24 protein-coding genes are annotated in these 15,115 nt (G+C 68.9%); all 24 read left to right on the top strand.

The window, feature by feature from the left end; translation table 11 throughout:
* Positions 1-4 precede the first annotated feature (4 nt).
* Complete coding sequence (locus ACFYM6_RS12505) at positions 5-373, top strand: hypothetical protein (protein WP_387274865.1); 369 nt, start codon at positions 5-7, stop codon at positions 371-373.
* A 590-nt stretch (positions 374-963) separates the two neighbouring features.
* A complete protein-coding gene (locus ACFYM6_RS12500; RefSeq protein WP_387275086.1) occupies positions 964-1,386 on the top strand; it encodes a hypothetical protein in 423 nt (140 codons plus the stop codon).
* A gap of 535 nt (positions 1,387-1,921) precedes the next feature.
* Positions 1,922-2,296, top strand: a complete 375-nt coding sequence (gene rpsL / locus ACFYM6_RS12495; protein WP_007465318.1) for a 30S ribosomal protein S12 — start codon at positions 1,922-1,924, stop codon at positions 2,294-2,296.
* Between the two features lies 1 nt (position 2,297).
* The gene (rpsG, locus tag ACFYM6_RS12490) at positions 2,298-2,768 is read left to right on the top strand and encodes a 30S ribosomal protein S7 (protein ID WP_073834936.1); all 471 of its coding nucleotides are present in this window, start codon (positions 2,298-2,300) and stop codon (positions 2,766-2,768) included.
* 75 nt (positions 2,769-2,843) lie between these two features.
* Entirely contained in the window at positions 2,844-4,940 is a 2,097-nt protein-coding gene (gene fusA, locus ACFYM6_RS12485; protein WP_387274862.1) for an elongation factor G, read from the top strand.
* Positions 4,941-5,163: 223 nt separating this feature from the next.
* Positions 5,164-6,357, top strand: a complete 1,194-nt coding sequence (tuf, locus tag ACFYM6_RS12480) for an elongation factor Tu (RefSeq protein WP_387274861.1) — start codon at positions 5,164-5,166, stop codon at positions 6,355-6,357.
* A 354-nt stretch (positions 6,358-6,711) separates the two neighbouring features.
* Positions 6,712-7,020 carry a 30S ribosomal protein S10 gene (gene rpsJ / locus ACFYM6_RS12475; protein ID WP_007073037.1) on the top strand — a complete coding sequence of 103 codons (309 nt, stop codon included), beginning with the start codon at positions 6,712-6,714 and terminating at the stop codon, positions 7,018-7,020.
* A gap of 11 nt (positions 7,021-7,031) precedes the next feature.
* Positions 7,032-7,697, top strand: coding sequence for a 50S ribosomal protein L3 (rplC, locus tag ACFYM6_RS12470; RefSeq protein WP_387274859.1), 666 nt, complete (start codon positions 7,032-7,034; stop codon positions 7,695-7,697).
* Positions 7,694-8,344 (top strand): 50S ribosomal protein L4, encoded by a 651-nt coding sequence (rplD, locus tag ACFYM6_RS12465; RefSeq protein WP_387274857.1) that lies wholly within the window; start codon positions 7,694-7,696, stop codon positions 8,342-8,344. Before rplC ends, rplD begins: the two co-directional genes overlap by 4 nt.
* Positions 8,341-8,643: a 50S ribosomal protein L23 gene (rplW, locus tag ACFYM6_RS12460; RefSeq protein WP_073834931.1), complete on the top strand. Its 303-nt coding sequence runs from the start codon at positions 8,341-8,343 to the stop codon at positions 8,641-8,643. The genes rplD and rplW overlap by 4 nt, the downstream gene beginning before the upstream one ends.
* Before the next feature lie 12 nt (positions 8,644-8,655).
* Complete coding sequence (gene rplB / locus ACFYM6_RS12455; RefSeq protein WP_148793471.1) at positions 8,656-9,495, top strand: 50S ribosomal protein L2; 840 nt, start codon at positions 8,656-8,658, stop codon at positions 9,493-9,495.
* 15 nt (positions 9,496-9,510) lie between these two features.
* The gene (rpsS, locus tag ACFYM6_RS12450; protein ID WP_007073032.1) at positions 9,511-9,792 is read left to right on the top strand and encodes a 30S ribosomal protein S19; all 282 of its coding nucleotides are present in this window, start codon (positions 9,511-9,513) and stop codon (positions 9,790-9,792) included.
* Between the two features lie 40 nt (positions 9,793-9,832).
* Complete coding sequence (gene rplV / locus ACFYM6_RS12445) at positions 9,833-10,288, top strand: 50S ribosomal protein L22 (protein WP_073834929.1); 456 nt, start codon at positions 9,833-9,835, stop codon at positions 10,286-10,288.
* The gene (rpsC, locus tag ACFYM6_RS12440) at positions 10,288-11,157 is read left to right on the top strand and encodes a 30S ribosomal protein S3 (RefSeq protein ID WP_148793473.1); all 870 of its coding nucleotides are present in this window, start codon (positions 10,288-10,290) and stop codon (positions 11,155-11,157) included. The genes rplV and rpsC overlap by 1 nt, the downstream gene beginning before the upstream one ends.
* Before the next feature lie 3 nt (positions 11,158-11,160).
* On the top strand, positions 11,161-11,586 hold the full coding sequence (gene rplP / locus ACFYM6_RS12435; protein ID WP_073834927.1) for a 50S ribosomal protein L16: 426 nt from the start codon (positions 11,161-11,163) through the stop codon (positions 11,584-11,586).
* Complete coding sequence (gene rpmC / locus ACFYM6_RS12430) at positions 11,586-11,822, top strand: 50S ribosomal protein L29 (RefSeq protein ID WP_007073028.1); 237 nt, start codon at positions 11,586-11,588, stop codon at positions 11,820-11,822. Before rplP ends, rpmC begins: the two co-directional genes overlap by 1 nt.
* The gene (gene rpsQ / locus ACFYM6_RS12425; protein WP_073834926.1) at positions 11,819-12,097 is read left to right on the top strand and encodes a 30S ribosomal protein S17; all 279 of its coding nucleotides are present in this window, start codon (positions 11,819-11,821) and stop codon (positions 12,095-12,097) included. The genes rpmC and rpsQ overlap by 4 nt, the downstream gene beginning before the upstream one ends.
* Positions 12,098-12,193: 96 nt before the next feature.
* A complete protein-coding gene (gene rplN, locus ACFYM6_RS12420; RefSeq protein WP_007465279.1) occupies positions 12,194-12,562 on the top strand; it encodes a 50S ribosomal protein L14 in 369 nt (122 codons plus the stop codon).
* Positions 12,559-12,879 carry a 50S ribosomal protein L24 gene (rplX, locus tag ACFYM6_RS12415; protein WP_172896341.1) on the top strand — a complete coding sequence of 107 codons (321 nt, stop codon included), beginning with the start codon at positions 12,559-12,561 and terminating at the stop codon, positions 12,877-12,879. Before rplN ends, rplX begins: the two co-directional genes overlap by 4 nt.
* Positions 12,879-13,448 (top strand): 50S ribosomal protein L5, encoded by a 570-nt coding sequence (gene rplE / locus ACFYM6_RS12410; RefSeq protein ID WP_387274853.1) that lies wholly within the window; start codon positions 12,879-12,881, stop codon positions 13,446-13,448. The genes rplX and rplE overlap by 1 nt, the downstream gene beginning before the upstream one ends.
* Before the next feature lies 1 nt (position 13,449).
* Positions 13,450-13,635 carry a type Z 30S ribosomal protein S14 gene (locus tag ACFYM6_RS12405; RefSeq protein ID WP_007073023.1) on the top strand — a complete coding sequence of 62 codons (186 nt, stop codon included), beginning with the start codon at positions 13,450-13,452 and terminating at the stop codon, positions 13,633-13,635.
* Between the two features lie 97 nt (positions 13,636-13,732).
* Entirely contained in the window at positions 13,733-14,140 is a 408-nt protein-coding gene (gene rpsH, locus ACFYM6_RS12400; RefSeq protein ID WP_067301438.1) for a 30S ribosomal protein S8, read from the top strand.
* A 16-nt stretch (positions 14,141-14,156) separates the two neighbouring features.
* On the top strand, positions 14,157-14,699 hold the full coding sequence (gene rplF, locus ACFYM6_RS12395) for a 50S ribosomal protein L6 (protein ID WP_387274851.1): 543 nt from the start codon (positions 14,157-14,159) through the stop codon (positions 14,697-14,699).
* The gene (gene rplR, locus ACFYM6_RS12390) at positions 14,696-15,085 is read left to right on the top strand and encodes a 50S ribosomal protein L18 (protein WP_073834923.1); all 390 of its coding nucleotides are present in this window, start codon (positions 14,696-14,698) and stop codon (positions 15,083-15,085) included. Before rplF ends, rplR begins: the two co-directional genes overlap by 4 nt.
* Positions 15,086-15,115: the final 30 nt, after the last annotated feature.

Here is a 15,115-nt window from a genome sequence, read left to right as displayed (position 1 = left end):
CGGCATGACGATCGCGCCCGGGCAGGTGCCCGTCGCCCAGCAGGGGCCGCGCCATCCGCTCGATCCTGAGCCGGTCCGCTCGACGAAGGCCCGGGCCGTCTTCGCCCTGGGGCTGATCGGTGGGCTGACCGGGCTGTTCATCGGCGGGGTGGTGCCGTCGACCATCGCCCTGTGGCTCGCCCGCCAGGCCCGGCGGGAGGCGTACGCCTCGGGCGGGTTCCTCACTGGTGCGGACTGGTTACGGCGCGGGGAGCGGCTGGCCTGGACGGGCCTGGTGCTGTGTGCGGTCGCGGTGGTGGTGGCCGTGGTCATCGGAGTGGTCCGGCTCGCGGACAGTCCCTTCGGGCACGACTACCCCCCGAACGTCGACTGACCGGGCGGGGGAGCGGCCCCGCGCCCGGGCCCGGCGGCGGGACCCGCGACGGTAGCCTGGCCGGTGTCCGCCGCGCGGCGGGTGAGCCATGTCGACAGGAGGACCACGTGACGGAGCCGGCCCCACCGCCGGGAGACGACCCGACCCGGTCCGTCGCCGGGCCAGAGGCCGCCGCGCCGACGCCGGGCCCGGACCCCACCAGCCCGTGGGCCGCGCCGAGGGTCGGGCCGGAGGAGGGGCCGAGCGCGTCGCCGGAGGTCGCCAGCCCGGGGTACGCTCCGCCGCCGGCCGCCCCGCAGTCCTCCCCGCCGGGGCCGTGGCCGCCCGACGGCCCGTACCCGCCGGTCGGGGCGTCGGCCCCGGGTGCCTCGCCCGGCCAGCGGCCGGCTCCGCCCTATGTCGGACACCCCCTTCCGGCCGGCCCCGGACCGCACCACGGGCCGCCGCCCGCCCCGGCCGGCTGGGCGGGGCCCGGGGCGTACCCGGGAACCCCGCCGGTGCCCGGCCGAGGGTGGGCGGGCCCGGGCAGCGTGCCGCCCGGCGGCGCCTGGGCCCCGGCGCCGCAGGCGGCCGGTCCGCGGCCGGGGGTACTGCCGCCGCCCCCGCAGGAGGCCCCGCGCCCGCCGAAGCGGGTCGACCGGGTCCCCGGCACCCCGTTCGGCGTGGTCCACCTGGACGTGCCCCCGGTGACCTCGGGGCTCGCCATCGGCTCGTTGGTCGCCGGGATCGCCTCGATCCTGGTCTCGCTGCTGGTCTTCTGCTTCGGCATCGCCGGGTCGAACCTCGGCGGTGCCTGGGCGGCCGGGGCGTTCACGGTGCTCGGCGCGCTCGCCGGCGGCGCCGCCATCGTGACCGGGTTGCTGGCCCGCCGGCAAGTCCGGCGCCCGGCACCGCCGCCGGGGGTCCGGTTCACCGGGCGGGGACTGGCCGTGGCCGGTCTCAGCTGCGGGGGAGTCGGGGTGCTGCTCAGCCTGCTCGGGCTCGGGGTGGCGCTGGTGGTGCAGCTCACGTGAGCCGAGTGCGGCGGCCGGTCCACCGGCCGACGAGGGAAGACCGCCGCGGCGGGGGGTCCGCCGGCCGGGCGGAACCGGGGCCCCCGGGTCGATGCGGGGCGAAGCCGGTACACTTGTCGCCGTAGGTGCCCGTCGTGGGCGGGCAGGGAAGAGACGATCGGCCGGCGGACCGCGAGGCGGTTGAACCGGACCGCTCCGTTTTGACCTGCGCGGCTGTGGTAGGTACCCTTTCCCCTTGTGCCCGGGCATGCCCGGGCAATGCGTGCGTGCGCTGGCACCGGGATTCCGGTGATCGTGCGGCGGCACGACCAAGTCCAAGATCCGGTGTTTGGAATTTCCTGCGCCGGTGACAGAAACCCCGGTACGACGCGCGAGCGGCGCACCGGGACCGTGATCCGGGCGACACGCCCGACCGCGGGTGCTGGGACCCCCGTCAGGTGGCCCTGGTTGGAATGTAGGAGAGCCGTCCATCAGGTCGGCTAACGAGCAGACAGCGCGGTCGCCTCGCAGCGGCCGAAGGGAGCGGAGAAACCCGGTGCCCACCATCCAGCAGCTGGTCCGAAAGGGCCGCCAGGCCAAGACGACCAAGACCAAGACCCCGGCGCTGAAGGGGTCCCCCCAGCGGCGCGGCGTGTGCACCCGCGTGTACACCACCACCCCGAAGAAGCCGAACTCGGCGCTGCGCAAGGTCGCTCGTGTCAAGCTCAGCAGCCAGATCGAGGTCACCGCCTACATCCCGGGTGTCGGCCACAACCTGCAGGAGCACTCGATCGTGCTCGTCCGCGGTGGCCGGGTGAAGGACCTCCCCGGCGTGCGGTACAAGATCGTTCGCGGTTCGCTGGACACCCAGGGTGTCCGCAACCGCAAGCAGGCGCGCAGCCGCTACGGCGCGAAGAAGGAGAAGAGCTGACATGCCGCGTAAGGGACCCGCTCCGCGGAAGCCGCTGGTCGCTGACCCGGTGTACAACTCGCCGCTGGTCACCCAGCTGGTGAACAAGATCCTGCTGCGCGGCAAGCGCCAGCTCGCCGAGAGCATCGTGTACGCCGCCCTCGAGGGCTGCCGCGAGAAGTCCGGCACCGACCCGGTCGTCACCCTGAAGCGGGCGATGGACAACGTCAAGCCGACCCTCGAGGTGCGCAGCCGCCGCGTCGGTGGCGCCACCTACCAGGTCCCGGTCGAGGTCCGGCCCGCCCGGGCGACCACCCTGGGCCTGCGCTGGCTGGTCACCTACTCCCGCGCCCGGCGCGAGAAGACCATGGTCGAGCGGCTGATGAACGAGCTGCTGGACGCGAGCAACGGCCTTGGTGCCGCCGTCAAGCGGCGCGAGGACACGCACAAGATGGCCGAGTCCAACAAGGCCTTCGCGCACTACCGCTGGTAACACCTTGGTTCCGGCGCTCACGAGGCGCCGGAACCGCCACCAGTTGTGTCGAGACGACGATAAGTAGGGATTGAAGTGGCCGCCGCAGACGCGCTCGCCAACGTACGCAACATCGGCATCATGGCGCACATCGATGCCGGTAAGACCACTACCACCGAGCGGATCCTGTTCTACACCGGTATCACCTACAAGATCGGTGAAGTCCACGAGGGCGCTGCCGTCATGGACTGGATGGAGCAGGAGCAGGAGCGCGGTATCACCATCACTTCCGCCGCCACGAAGTGCGAGTGGAAGGGCCACACGATCCAGATCATCGACACGCCCGGCCACGTCGACTTCACGGTCGAGGTGGAGCGGTCGCTGCGGGTTCTGGACGGTGCGGTCGCGGTCTACGACGGTGTCGCCGGCGTGGAGCCGCAGACGGAGAACGTGTGGCGCCAGGCGGACAAGTACAACGTCCCCCGGATGTGCTTCGTCAACAAGCTCGACCGGACCGGTGCCGACTTCTTCCGCTGCGTGCAGATGATGATCGACCGGCTCAACGCCACCCCGCTGGTCCTCCAGATCCCGATCGGCGCCGAGGCCGACTTCATCGGTGTGGTCGACCTGATCGAGATGCGCGCCCTCACCTGGCGCGGGGAGACCCAGAAGGGTGAGGACTACGCGATCGAGGAGATCCCGGCCGACCTCGCCGATTCCGCCGCGGAGTGGCGCGAGAAGCTGATGGAGACCCTCGCCGACGTCGACGACACGGTGATGGAGAAGTACCTGGAGGGCGAGGAGATCTCCGTCGAGGAGATCAAGGCCGCCATCCGCCGGGCCACCATCGCCGGCAAGGCCAACCCCGTCTTCACCGGCACCGCCTTCAAGAACAAGGGCATCCAGCCCATGCTCGACGCGGTCGTCGCGTACCTGCCGTCGCCGCTGGACATCCCGGCCATCGAGGGCACCGCGACCGACGGCGAGACCCCGATGCAGCGGAAGCCGTCCACCTCGGAGCCGTTCTCGGGCCTGGCCTTCAAGATCCAGACCGACAAGCACCTTGGCAAGCTCACCTACGTCCGGGTCTACTCCGGCGTGGTCGAGTCCGGGACCCAGGTGGTCAACTCCACCAAGGACCGCAAGGAGCGGATCGGCAAGATCTACCAGATGCACGCCAACAAGCGGGAGGAGCGCAGCTCCGCCAAGGCTGGCGACATCATCGCGGTGCAGGGTCTCAAGCAGACCACCACCGGTGACACGCTGTGCGACCCGGCGAACCCGGTCATCCTGGAGTCGATGACCTTCCCGGAGCCGGTCATCGAGGTCGCCATCGAGCCGAAGACCAAGGCCGACCAGGAGAAGCTCAGCACCGCCATCCAGCGGCTGGCCGAGGAGGACCCGACCTTCCGCGTCAAGCTGGACGAGGAGACCGGCCAGACGGTCATCTCCGGCATGGGCGAGCTGCACCTGGACATCCTGGTCGACCGGATGCGCCGCGAGTTCAACGTCGAGGCGAACATCGGTAAGCCGCAGGTGGCGTACCGCGAGACCATCCGCCGCACGGTGGAGAAGGTCGAGTACACCCACAAGAAGCAGACCGGTGGTTCCGGCCAGTACGCCCGCGTGATCGTGAGCATCGAGCCGCTGCCGCTGGACAACGACTCGCCGACCTACGAGTTCGCCAACGCCGTCACCGGTGGCCGCATCCCCCGGGAGTTCATCCCCTCGGTGGACGCGGGTGCCCAGGACGCGATGCAGTACGGCATTCTCGCCGGCTTCCCGCTGGTGGGTGTCAAGCTGACGCTGCTGGACGGCCAGTACCACGAGGTCGACTCGTCGGAAATGGCATTCAAGATCGCCGGTTCGATGGTGATGAAGGAGGCGGCCCGCAAGGCCGACCCCGCGCTGCTCGAGCCGATGATGGCTGTTGAGGTCACCACTCCGGAGGAGAACATGGGTGACGTCATCGGCGACCTCAACTCCCGGCGCGGCATCATCCAGGCGATGGAGGAGCGTCACGGCGCCCGCATCGTCCGGGCTCTGGTGCCACTGTCGGAGATGTTCGGCTACGTCGGCGACCTGCGGTCGAAGACCCAGGGCCGGGCTAGCTACAGCATGCAGTTCGACTCCTACGCCGAGGTTCCGCAGAGCGTGGCGAAGGAGATCATCGCCAAGGCGACTGGTGAGTGACGCTCACCTGAGCTGATCCGATGAGCCGGGGCTGGTCGCGGGAGGGATCTCCCGCCCGCGGCCACCTCGGGCGAGTTGTGTGAATCCGGGCCTGTAGGCTTCATCGCCGCAGAACCCACAAAGGCTCTCCGGCCGTCAGGTCGGAAAGGCTGTCGACAGAGTCCTAAGCGCCGACCCGGCGCGCCGGGGCGAACGAACCAAGAAAGTCCACAGGAGGACACCAGTGGCGAAGGCGAAGTTCGAGCGGACTAAGCCGCACGTCAACATCGGCACCATTGGTCACATCGACCACGGTAAGACGACGCTGACGGCGGCCATCACCAAGGTCCTGCACGACCAGTACCCGGACCTGAACCCGTACACGCCGTTCGACGAGATCGACAAGGCGCCGGAGGAGAAGGCCCGCGGCATCACGATCTCGATCGCGCACGTCGAGTACCAGACCGAGGCGCGTCACTACGCGCACGTCGACTGCCCCGGTCACGCCGACTACATCAAGAACATGATCACCGGTGCCGCCCAGATGGACGGCGCGATCCTGGTGGTCGCGGCGACCGACGGCCCGATGCCGCAGACCCGCGAGCACGTGCTGCTGGCCCGTCAGGTCGGCGTGCCGTACATCGTCGTGGCGCTCAACAAGAGCGACATGGTCGACGACGAGGAGCTCCTGGAGCTCGTCGAGCTCGAGGTCCGCGAGCTGCTCTCCTCGCAGGAGTACCCGGGTGACGACCTGCCGGTCGTCCGGGTCTCGGCGCTGAAGGCCCTCGAGGGCGACCCGGAGTGGACCGGGAAGCTCCTGGACCTGATGAACGCCGTCGACACCGCGATCCCGCAGCCGGAGCGCGAGACCGAGAAGCCGTTCCTCATGCCGATCGAGGACGTCTTCACCATCACCGGTCGCGGCACCGTGGTCACCGGCCGCGCCGAGCGTGGCATCCTCAAGCCGAACGAGGAGGTGGAGATCGTCGGTATCCGCGAGAAGTCGCAGAAGACGGTCTGCACCGGCATCGAGATGTTCCGCAAGCTGCTCGACGAGGCCCGCGCGGGCGAGAACGTCGGTCTGCTGCTCCGCGGCATCAAGCGCGAGGACGTCGAGCGCGGCATGGTCGTCATCAAGCCGGGCACCACGACCCCGCACACGGAGTTCGAGGCGACGGTCTACATCCTCTCCAAGGAGGAGGGTGGCCGCCACACCCCGTTCTTCCAGAACTACCGTCCGCAGTTCTACTTCCGGACCACGGACGTCACCGGCGTCGTCACCCTGCCCGAGGGCACCGAGATGGTCATGCCGGGCGACAACACCACGATGACCGTGAAGCTGATCCAGCCCATCGCGATGGAGGAGAACCTCAAGTTCGCGATCCGGGAGGGTGGCCGTACGGTCGGCGCGGGTCGCGTCACCAAGATCATCAAGTGAGCTGGGTAACCCCGATTAGCGTCGCCGCCGGTCGTGCGGCATACTAGTCAGGTTGCGTAACGACGGTCAGTCGCCTGCGTCCGGTGTCTGCTGGACCTCCGGGTGACCGATAGTCTCGCGTAGGGTGGTTGATCGCCCCTGGCGGTCAACCACCCTCGCGCGGCGTCCAGGTCGCGGTAACGCGATCGGCGTCATGACCCACCGCGTGGTCGGAGAACCGCTCCGGAGTCCCGGGGCGGAGCCCGGCCCACGGGCGCGACACGCCCGACCGCGGGGGTCGGCGGAAGTGGGCCTGTGCCAGCCGGTACAGGCGCCCGCAACACAGCGGCATCGAGAGAAGGAACAGAAGCCACCATGGCGGGACAGAAGATCCGCATCCGGCTCAAGGCCTATGACCACGAGGTCGTCGACTCCTCGGCTCGGAAGATCGTCGAGACGGTGACGCGTACCGGGGCGCAGGTCGCTGGCCCGGTGCCGCTGCCCACGGAGATCAACCGTTTCTGCGTTATCCGCTCGCCGCACAAGTACAAGGACTCGCGCGAGCACTTCGAGATGCGCACGCACAAGCGGCTGATCGACATCATCGACCCGACCCCGAAGACGGTCGACTCGCTCATGCGCCTCGACCTGCCGGCTGGCGTCGACATCGAGATCAAGCTGTAGGGACCGGACAAATGGACAGGCAAGTCAAGGGGATCCTGGGCGCCAAGCTCGGCATGACCCAGGTCTGGGACAACAACCGCGTTGTCCCGGTGACCGTGGTTCAGGCCGGCCCGTGCGTCGTGAGCCAGGTTCGTAGCGCCGACAAGGACGGCTACTCCGCGGTCCAGCTGGCGTACGGGGCCATCGACCCGCGCAAGGTCAAGAAGCCGATCGCCGGGCACTACGCCAAGGCGGACGTCGCGCCGCGTCGGCACATCGTCGAGCTGCGCACCGTCGACGCCGCGGACTACTCGCCGGGCCAGGAGGTCACGGTCGAGGAGTTCCCGGCCGGCGTCGCCATCGACGTCACCGGCAAGACCAAGGGCAAGGGCTACGCCGGCCCGATGAAGCGGCACGGCTTCCACGGTCTGCGCGCCAGCCACGGTGTCGAGCGCAAGCACCGCTCGCCGGGCTCCATCGGCGCGTGCGCGACCCCGGGTCGCGTCTTCAAGGGCACCCGGATGGCGGGTCGGATGGGTGGCGTGCGCTACACCGTCCAGAACCTGACCGTCCAGGCGGTCGACACTGAGAACAACCTCCTGCTCGTCCGTGGCGCCATCCCCGGCCCCAAGGGCGCGCTGGTCCTGGTCCGTACCGCGGCCAAGAGCAAGGCGAAGAAGGGCGGTGCGGCCAAGTGACCACCGTTGACGTCCTCAGCGTCGAAGGCACCAAGAGCGGCTCCGTCGAGCTGCCGGCCGACATCTTCGACGCCCAGGCCAACATCGCGCTGATGCACCAGGTCGTGGTGGCTCAGCTCGCGGCGGCCCGGCAGGGCACGCACAAGGCCAAGACCCGCGGCGAGGTCTCTGGTGGAGGCAGGAAGCCGTACAAGCAGAAGGGCACCGGTCGTGCCCGCCAGGGCTCGACCCGCGCGCCGCAGTTCGCCGGCGGTGGCGTGGTCCACGGCCCGGTGCCGCGCGACTACAGCCAGCGCACCCCGAAGAAGATGAAGGCTGCCGCCCTGCGTGGCGCCCTCTCCGACCGGGCCCGCGCCGGCCAGGTGCACGTCGTCGAGGCGTTCGTCTCGGGCGAGAAGCCGTCGACCAAGGCCGCGCTGGCCACGCTCGCGAAGCTGACCGACGCCCGTCGCGTCCTGGTCGTGCTGAGCAGCACCGACGAGCTGAACTGGGTGTCGCTGCGCAACGAGCCGCGGGTGCACCTGATCGAGGCCGGCCAGCTCAACACGTACGACGTGCTGGTCGCCGACGACGTGGTGTTCACCAAGGAGGCCCTGGACGAGTTCCTGGGCGTTCCCGCCGAGACCACCGAGGAGGGTGGCAAGTGAGCACGATCGCCGATCCGCGCGACATCATCGTTGCGCCGGTCGTCTCGGAGAAGAGCTACAGCGAGCTGAACCGCAACTGGTACACCTTCCTGGTGCACCCGGACGCGAACAAGACCGAGATCAAGATCGCTATCCAGCAGATCTTCAACGTCCGCGTCCTGACGGTCAACACGCTCAACCGTGAGGGCAAGCGCAAGCGCACCAAGACCGGCTTCGGTCAGCGCAAGGCCACCAAGCGGGCGATCGTGAAGCTGGCTGACGGTGACCGTATCGAGGCCTTCGGCGGCCCGGTCAGCTGAGGGGTGTAGACAATGGCTATCCGCAAGTACAAGCCGACGACGCCGGGCCGGCGTGGCTCGAGTGTCGCCGACTTCGCCGAGATCACCCGGTCGACGCCCGAGAAGTCGCTGCTGGCTCCGTTGCCGAAGAAGGGCGGTCGCAACGCCCACGGCCGGATCACCACGCGGCACCACGGTGGCGGCCACAAGCGCCAGTACCGTCTGATCGACTTCAAGCGGGTCGACAAGGACGGCGTGCCGGCGAAGGTCGCGCACATCGAGTACGACCCGAACCGCACCGCGCGGATCGCGCTGCTGCACTACGCCGACGGCGAGAAGCGCTACATCATCGCGCCGAAGGACCTGAAGCAGGGCGACGCGGTGGAGTCGGGCCCGAGCGCCGACATCAAGCCGGGCAACAACCTGCCGCTGCGCAACATCCCGGTCGGTACCACGATTCACAACGTGGAGCTGCGTCCGGGCGGTGGCGCCAAGCTGGCCCGCTCGGCCGGCGTCGGCATCCAGCTGCTCGGCCGTGAGGGCGCGTACGCGACCCTCCGCATGCCGTCCGGTGAGATCCGGCGGGTCGACGTGCGCTGCCGCGCCAGCATCGGCGAGATCGGCAACGCCGACCAGTCGAACATCAACTGGGGTAAGGCCGGCCGGATGCGGTGGAAGGGCAAGCGCCCGACCGTCCGTGGTGTCGCGATGAACCCGGTCGACCACCCGCACGGTGGTGGTGAGGGTAAGACCTCCGGTGGTCGCCACCCGGTCAACCCGCAGGGTAAGCCCGAGGGCCGCACCCGTCGTAAGGGCCAGCCGAGCGACCGGCTGATCGTCCGCCGCCGCTACGCCACCCGCAAGCGCGGCTAACAGGAGAGCTGACAGATGCCTCGCAGCCTGAAGAAGGGCCCGTTCGTCGACGACCACCTGCTCAAGAAGGTGGAGACGCAGAACGACAAGGGTTCGAAGAACGTCATCAAGACCTGGTCGCGGCGCTCGACGATCATCCCCGAGATGCTCGGGCACACGATCGCCGTGCACGACGGACGCAAGCACGTCCCGGTGTTCGTGACCGAGGCCATGGTCGGGCACAAGCTCGGCGAGTTCGCGCTGACCCGCACGTTCAAGGGTCACGAGAAGGACGACCGGAAGAGCCGCCGGCGCTGACGCCGCGGGCATACGGATAGAGGAACAAGGGGTTACAGCGATGCCAGGAAAGGGCGACGCTCCGGTGCTTCCGGGCGCGCGGGCGGTTGCGCGGCACGTGCGCATCTCGCCGATGAAGGCGCGCCGGGTGGTCAACCTCGTCCGCGGCCTGCCCGCGAAGGAGGCGCTCACGGTGCTGCAGTTCGCGCCGCAGGCTGCGAGCGAGCAGGTGTACAAGGTGCTCGCGAGCGCGATCGCCAACGCGGAGAACAACGAGCGGCTGGACCCCGATGCGCTGCTCGTCAGCGAGGCGTTCGTCGACGAGGGCCCGACCATGAAGCGGTTCCGGCCGCGGGCGCAGGGCCGGGCGTACCGGATCCGCAAGCGCACCTGCCACATCACGGTGGCGGTTGAGGCGGTGGCGCCGGCCGCGCCGAAGAAGTCGGCGAAGAAGGCCGCTCCGGCCAAGCAGGCCGAGGCCGCCGAGGGGCAGAGCACGACGGAGGGTGCCGAGTAATGGGTCAGAAGGTTCACCCGACCGGGTTCCGGCTCGGCATCTCGACCGACTGGAAGTCCCGCTGGTTCGCGGACAAGCTCTACAAGGACTACATCGGCGAGGACGTCAAGATCCGCCGGATGATGTCCAAGGGGCTGGAGCGCGCCGGCATCTCCAAGGTCGACATCGAGCGCACCCGGGACCGGGTCCGCGTCGACATCCACACCGCCCGGCCGGGCATCGTCATCGGCCGTAAGGGTGCGGAGGCCGACCGGATCCGGGGCGAGCTGGAGAAGCTCACCGGCAAGCAGGTTCAGCTGAACATCATCGAGGTGAAGAGCCCCGAGTCGGACGCGCAGCTGGTCGCCCAGGGCGTCGCCGAGCAGCTGTCCAGCCGGGTCAGCTTCCGTCGGGCCATGCGCAAGGCGATGCAGTCCGCGATGAAGAACCCGGTCTGCAAGGGCATCCGGGTGCAGGTCTCGGGCCGTCTCGGCGGCGCCGAGATGAGCCGGACCGAGTTCTACCGCGAGGGCCGGGTTCCGCTGCACACGCTGCGGGCCAACATCGAGTACGGCTTCTTCGAGGCGCGTACCACCTTCGGCCGGATCGGCGTGAAGGTCTGGATCTACAAGGGCGACGCCGTCCCGGGCCGGGAGGCTCCGGCCGAGGCCGGTCCGTCCCGCCCGCGCCGTGAGCGCGGCGAGCGTCCCGAGCGGCCGCGCCGTGGCCGGTCGGGTTCGTCCGGCACGACCGCCGGTGGCACCGAGGCCGGCCGGGCTGCCGCGACCACCATCGCGCAGCAGGCCGAGACGCCGAGCGGCGAGCCGATCGACAGCGGTGCTGTCGCCGCGGCCGCGTCGACTCCGGCAGAAACGCAGCAGGAGGGCTGACAGATGCTGATGCCGCGCAAGCCCCCGAAGGGCTTCCGCAAGCCGCACCACCCGGACCGCCACGGCGCGTCCAAGGGTGGTAACCGGGTGGTGTTCGGCGAGTTCGGGATCCAGGCTCTCGAGCCGGCGTACGTGACCAACCGCCAGATCGAGTCGGCGCGTATCGCGATGACCCGGCACATCAAGCGTGGCGGCAAGGTCTGGATCACGATCTTCCCGGACCAGGCCCTCACCAAGAAGCCGGCGGAAACCCGGATGGGTTCCGGTAAGGGTTCGCCCGAGTGGTGGGTCGCCAACGTCAAGCCGGGGCGGGTCCTCTTCGAGATGTCCTTCCCCAACGAGCAGATCGCGCGAGAGGCGATGCGTCGCGCGATCCACAAGCTCCCGATGAAGTGCCGCATTGTTACGCGCGAAGTGGGTGAATCCTGATGGCAGCGGGCGTCAAGGCCTCCGAGCTGCGTGAGCTCTCCGAGGAGGAGCTGGTCACGAAGCTGCGTGAGGCGAAGGCGGAGCTGTTCAACCTCCGCGTGCAGGCCGCAACCGGGCAGCTGGACAACAACCGGCGGCTGCAGGTCATCCGTCGGGAGATCGCCCGGATCTACACGATCATGCGTGAGCGTGAGCTGGGTCTCTCGGCCGCGCCGACTGAGGTGACTGCATCATGAGTGAGAACACCACCACCGCCGCCGCGCGGGCCCGCCGTAAGGTGCGTGAGGGCCTCGTGGTCAGCGACAAGATGGAAAAGACCGTCGTGGTCGAGGTCGAGGACCGGGTCAAGCACGCGCTGTACGGCAAGATCATGCGCCGGACCAGCAAGCTCAAGGTCCACGACGAGCAGAACTCCGCCGGGATCGGCGACCGGGTCCTGATCATGGAAACCCGGCCGCTGTCCGCCACCAAGCGGTGGCGGCTCGTGGAGATCCTCGAGAAGGCCAAGTAGCGAAGGCTCGAGCTCGGCCGTACGGTCGGGCGCAGGTTCCGCCAGGCTCCGGCCGCCTCTGGGCGGCCGGAGAACCGGCAGACATAGGAGATAGACGTGATTCAGCAGGAGTCGCGACTGCGCGTCGCCGACAACACGGGTGCCCGGGAGATCCTGTGCATCCGGGTTCTCGGTGGCTCCGGTCGGCGCTACGCGAGCATCGGCGACGTCATCGTGGCCACGGTCAAGGACGCGATCCCCGGTGCCGGTGTGAAGAAGGGCGACGTCGTCAAGGCCGTCGTCGTTCGCACCGCCAAGGAGAGGCGGCGGCCGGACGGCTCGTACATCCGCTTCGACGAGAACGCCGCCGTCATCATCAAGGACGGTGGGGACCCGCGCGGTACCCGCATCTTCGGCCCGGTGGGCCGGGAGTTGCGGGACAAGCGGTTCATGAAGATCATTTCCCTCGCGCCGGAGGTGTTGTGACCGTGAAGGTCAAGAAGGGCGACACGGTCGTCGTCATCGCCGGCAAGGACAAGGGTGCCAAGGGCAAGGTCATCGCGGCCTACCCGCGGCAGGACAAGGTCCTGGTCGAGGGCGTGAACCGGGTCAAGAAGCACACCCGCATCAGCACCACCCAGCGTGGCGCCAAGACCGGTGGCATCGTCACCCAGGAGGCCCCGATCCACGTCTCGAACGTGCAGGTCCTGGACTCCGACGGCAAGCCGACCCGCGTCGGTTACCGGATCGACGAGAACGGCCAGAAGGTCCGCATCGCGCGTAGCACCGGTAAGGACCTGTGATGACCACGGCTACCGAAACCAAGACCATGCCGCGCCTCAAGGAGCGGTACCGCAACGAGATCGTGACCGAGCTGCAGAAGCAGCACAACTACGGCAACCCCATGCAGGTGCCGCGGTTGGTCAAGATCGTCGTCAACATGGGTGTCGGCGAGGCCGCTCGAGACGCCAAGCTGATCGACGGCGCGGTTCGCGACCTGGCCACCATCACCGGCCAGAAGCCGCAGGTGCGGCGGGCGACCAAGTCCATCGCGCAGTTCAAGCTCCGCGAGGGCATGCCGATCGGCGCGAAGGTGACCCTGCGCGGCGACCGGATGTGGGAGTTCCTGGACCGGCTGCTGTCCATCGCGCTGCCGCGTATCCGCGACTTCCGTGGCCTCGACGGGCGCAAGCTCGACGGGCACGGCAACTACACGTTCGGTCTGACCGAGCAGTCGGTGTTCCACGAGATCGACCAGGACAAGATCGATCGCCAGCGGGGCATGGACATCACGGTGGTCACGACCGCCACGACCGACGACGAGGGCCGGGCGCTGCTCAAGCTCCTGGGCTTCCCGTTCAAGGAGAACTGAGATGGCCAAGAAGGCGCTGATCCTCAAGGCGGCCGCGAAGCCGAAGTTCTCGGTTCGCGCGTACACCCGCTGCCAGCGGTGCGGGCGTCCGAAGGCGGTCTACCGCAAGTTCGGTCTCTGCCGGGTGTGCATCCGGGAGATGGCCCACCGCGGTGAGCTGCCCGGCGTGTCCAAGGCTTCCTGGTAACTAGCCCGGCGCGCTTCGCGCGTCAGCTGAACTGTCTCTTCGCCGTAGGCCCCGGGCCTGGCCCGGGGAACCGCGGCGAGAAAGGTTGACGAATTTCATGACGATGACCGACCCGATCGCAGACATGCTCACGCGTCTGCGTAACGCCAACCAGGCGTACCACGACCGGGTGACGATGCCCTACTCGAAGATCAAGGCGAACATCGCCGAGGTCCTCAAGGCCGAGGGTTACATCGCCACCTGGTTGGTCGAGGAGCCCGAGGAGGGCGCCGTCGGCAAGCGACTGGTCGTCGAGCTGAAGTACGGCCAGAACCGGGAGCGGAGCCTGGCCGGCATCAAGCGCGTGTCCAAGCCCGGTCTGCGGGTTTACGCCAAGTCGGACGGGCTCCCGCGGGTGCTCGGCGGGCTGGGCGTGGCGATCATTTCGACGTCCCAGGGGCTGCTCACCGACCGGCAGGCCCGCAAGCGGAGCGTTGGCGGGGAAGTCCTCGCCTTCGTCTGGTAACGGGAGACAGGTAGAAATGTCGCGTATTGGACGTAAGTCGATCCCGGTGCCAGCCGGCGTCGACATCACGATCGACGGCCAGACCGTCAAGGTCAAGGGCCCGAAGGGCGAGCTGAGCCACGTCCTCGCCGAGCCGATCACGGCGGAGCGGGGCGAGGACGGTGCGCTGCACGTCAACCGGCCGAACGACGAGCGCAAGGCCAAGGAGCTGCACGGCCTGAGCCGTACCCTGGTCGCCAACATGATCGTCGGGGTGACCGAGGGCTACCGCAAGAGCCTCGAGATCGCCGGCACCGGTTACCGCGTCACCGCTAAGGGCAAGGACCTCGAGTTCGCGCTCGGGTTCTCGCACCCGGTGCTGGTGCCGGCGCCGGAGGGCATCACCTTCACGGTGGAGAAGCCGACGCTGTTCCACGTGGCCGGCATCGACAAGCAGCAGGTCGGTGAGATCGCCGCCAACATCCGGAAGATCCGCCCGCCGGAGCCCTACAAGGGCAAGGGCGTCAAGTACCAGGGCGAGGTCATCCGCCGCAAGGCTGGAAAGGCAGGTAAGAAGTGAGCGCCACGCTGCTCAAGCGCCGCCGCGGCGTCGCCGCCAAGCGTGCCGTCGGGCGTGCGCGTCGGCACTTCCGGGTCCGCAAGAACATCAGCGGCACCGCCGAGCGTCCTCGCCTGGTCGTCACCCGCTCCCTGCGGCACATCGTCGCCCAGATCGTGGACGACACCAAGGGTCACACCCTGGCGTCGGCTTCGACCCTGGACGCCTCGCTGCGCGGCGCCGAGGGCGACAAGAGCGCCCTGGCCGGCAAGGTCGGCGCCCTGCTCGCCGAGCGGGCCAAGGCCGCCGGCATCTCGAAGGTCGTCTTCGACCGCGGTGGCAACCGGTACGCGGGGCGGGTCGCCGCGCTTGCCGACGCCGCCCGCGAAGCCGGGCTCGAGTTCTAGAAACCCCGTCACGAGAGAGAAGGAAGGCTG

It is taken from the genome of Micromonospora sp. NPDC006431 (genome assembly GCF_042870725.1).
In the GTDB taxonomy this organism is placed as follows: Bacteria; Actinomycetota; Actinomycetes; order Mycobacteriales; family Micromonosporaceae; genus Micromonospora.
This window is presented reverse-complemented; position numbering and strand designations above follow the sequence as displayed.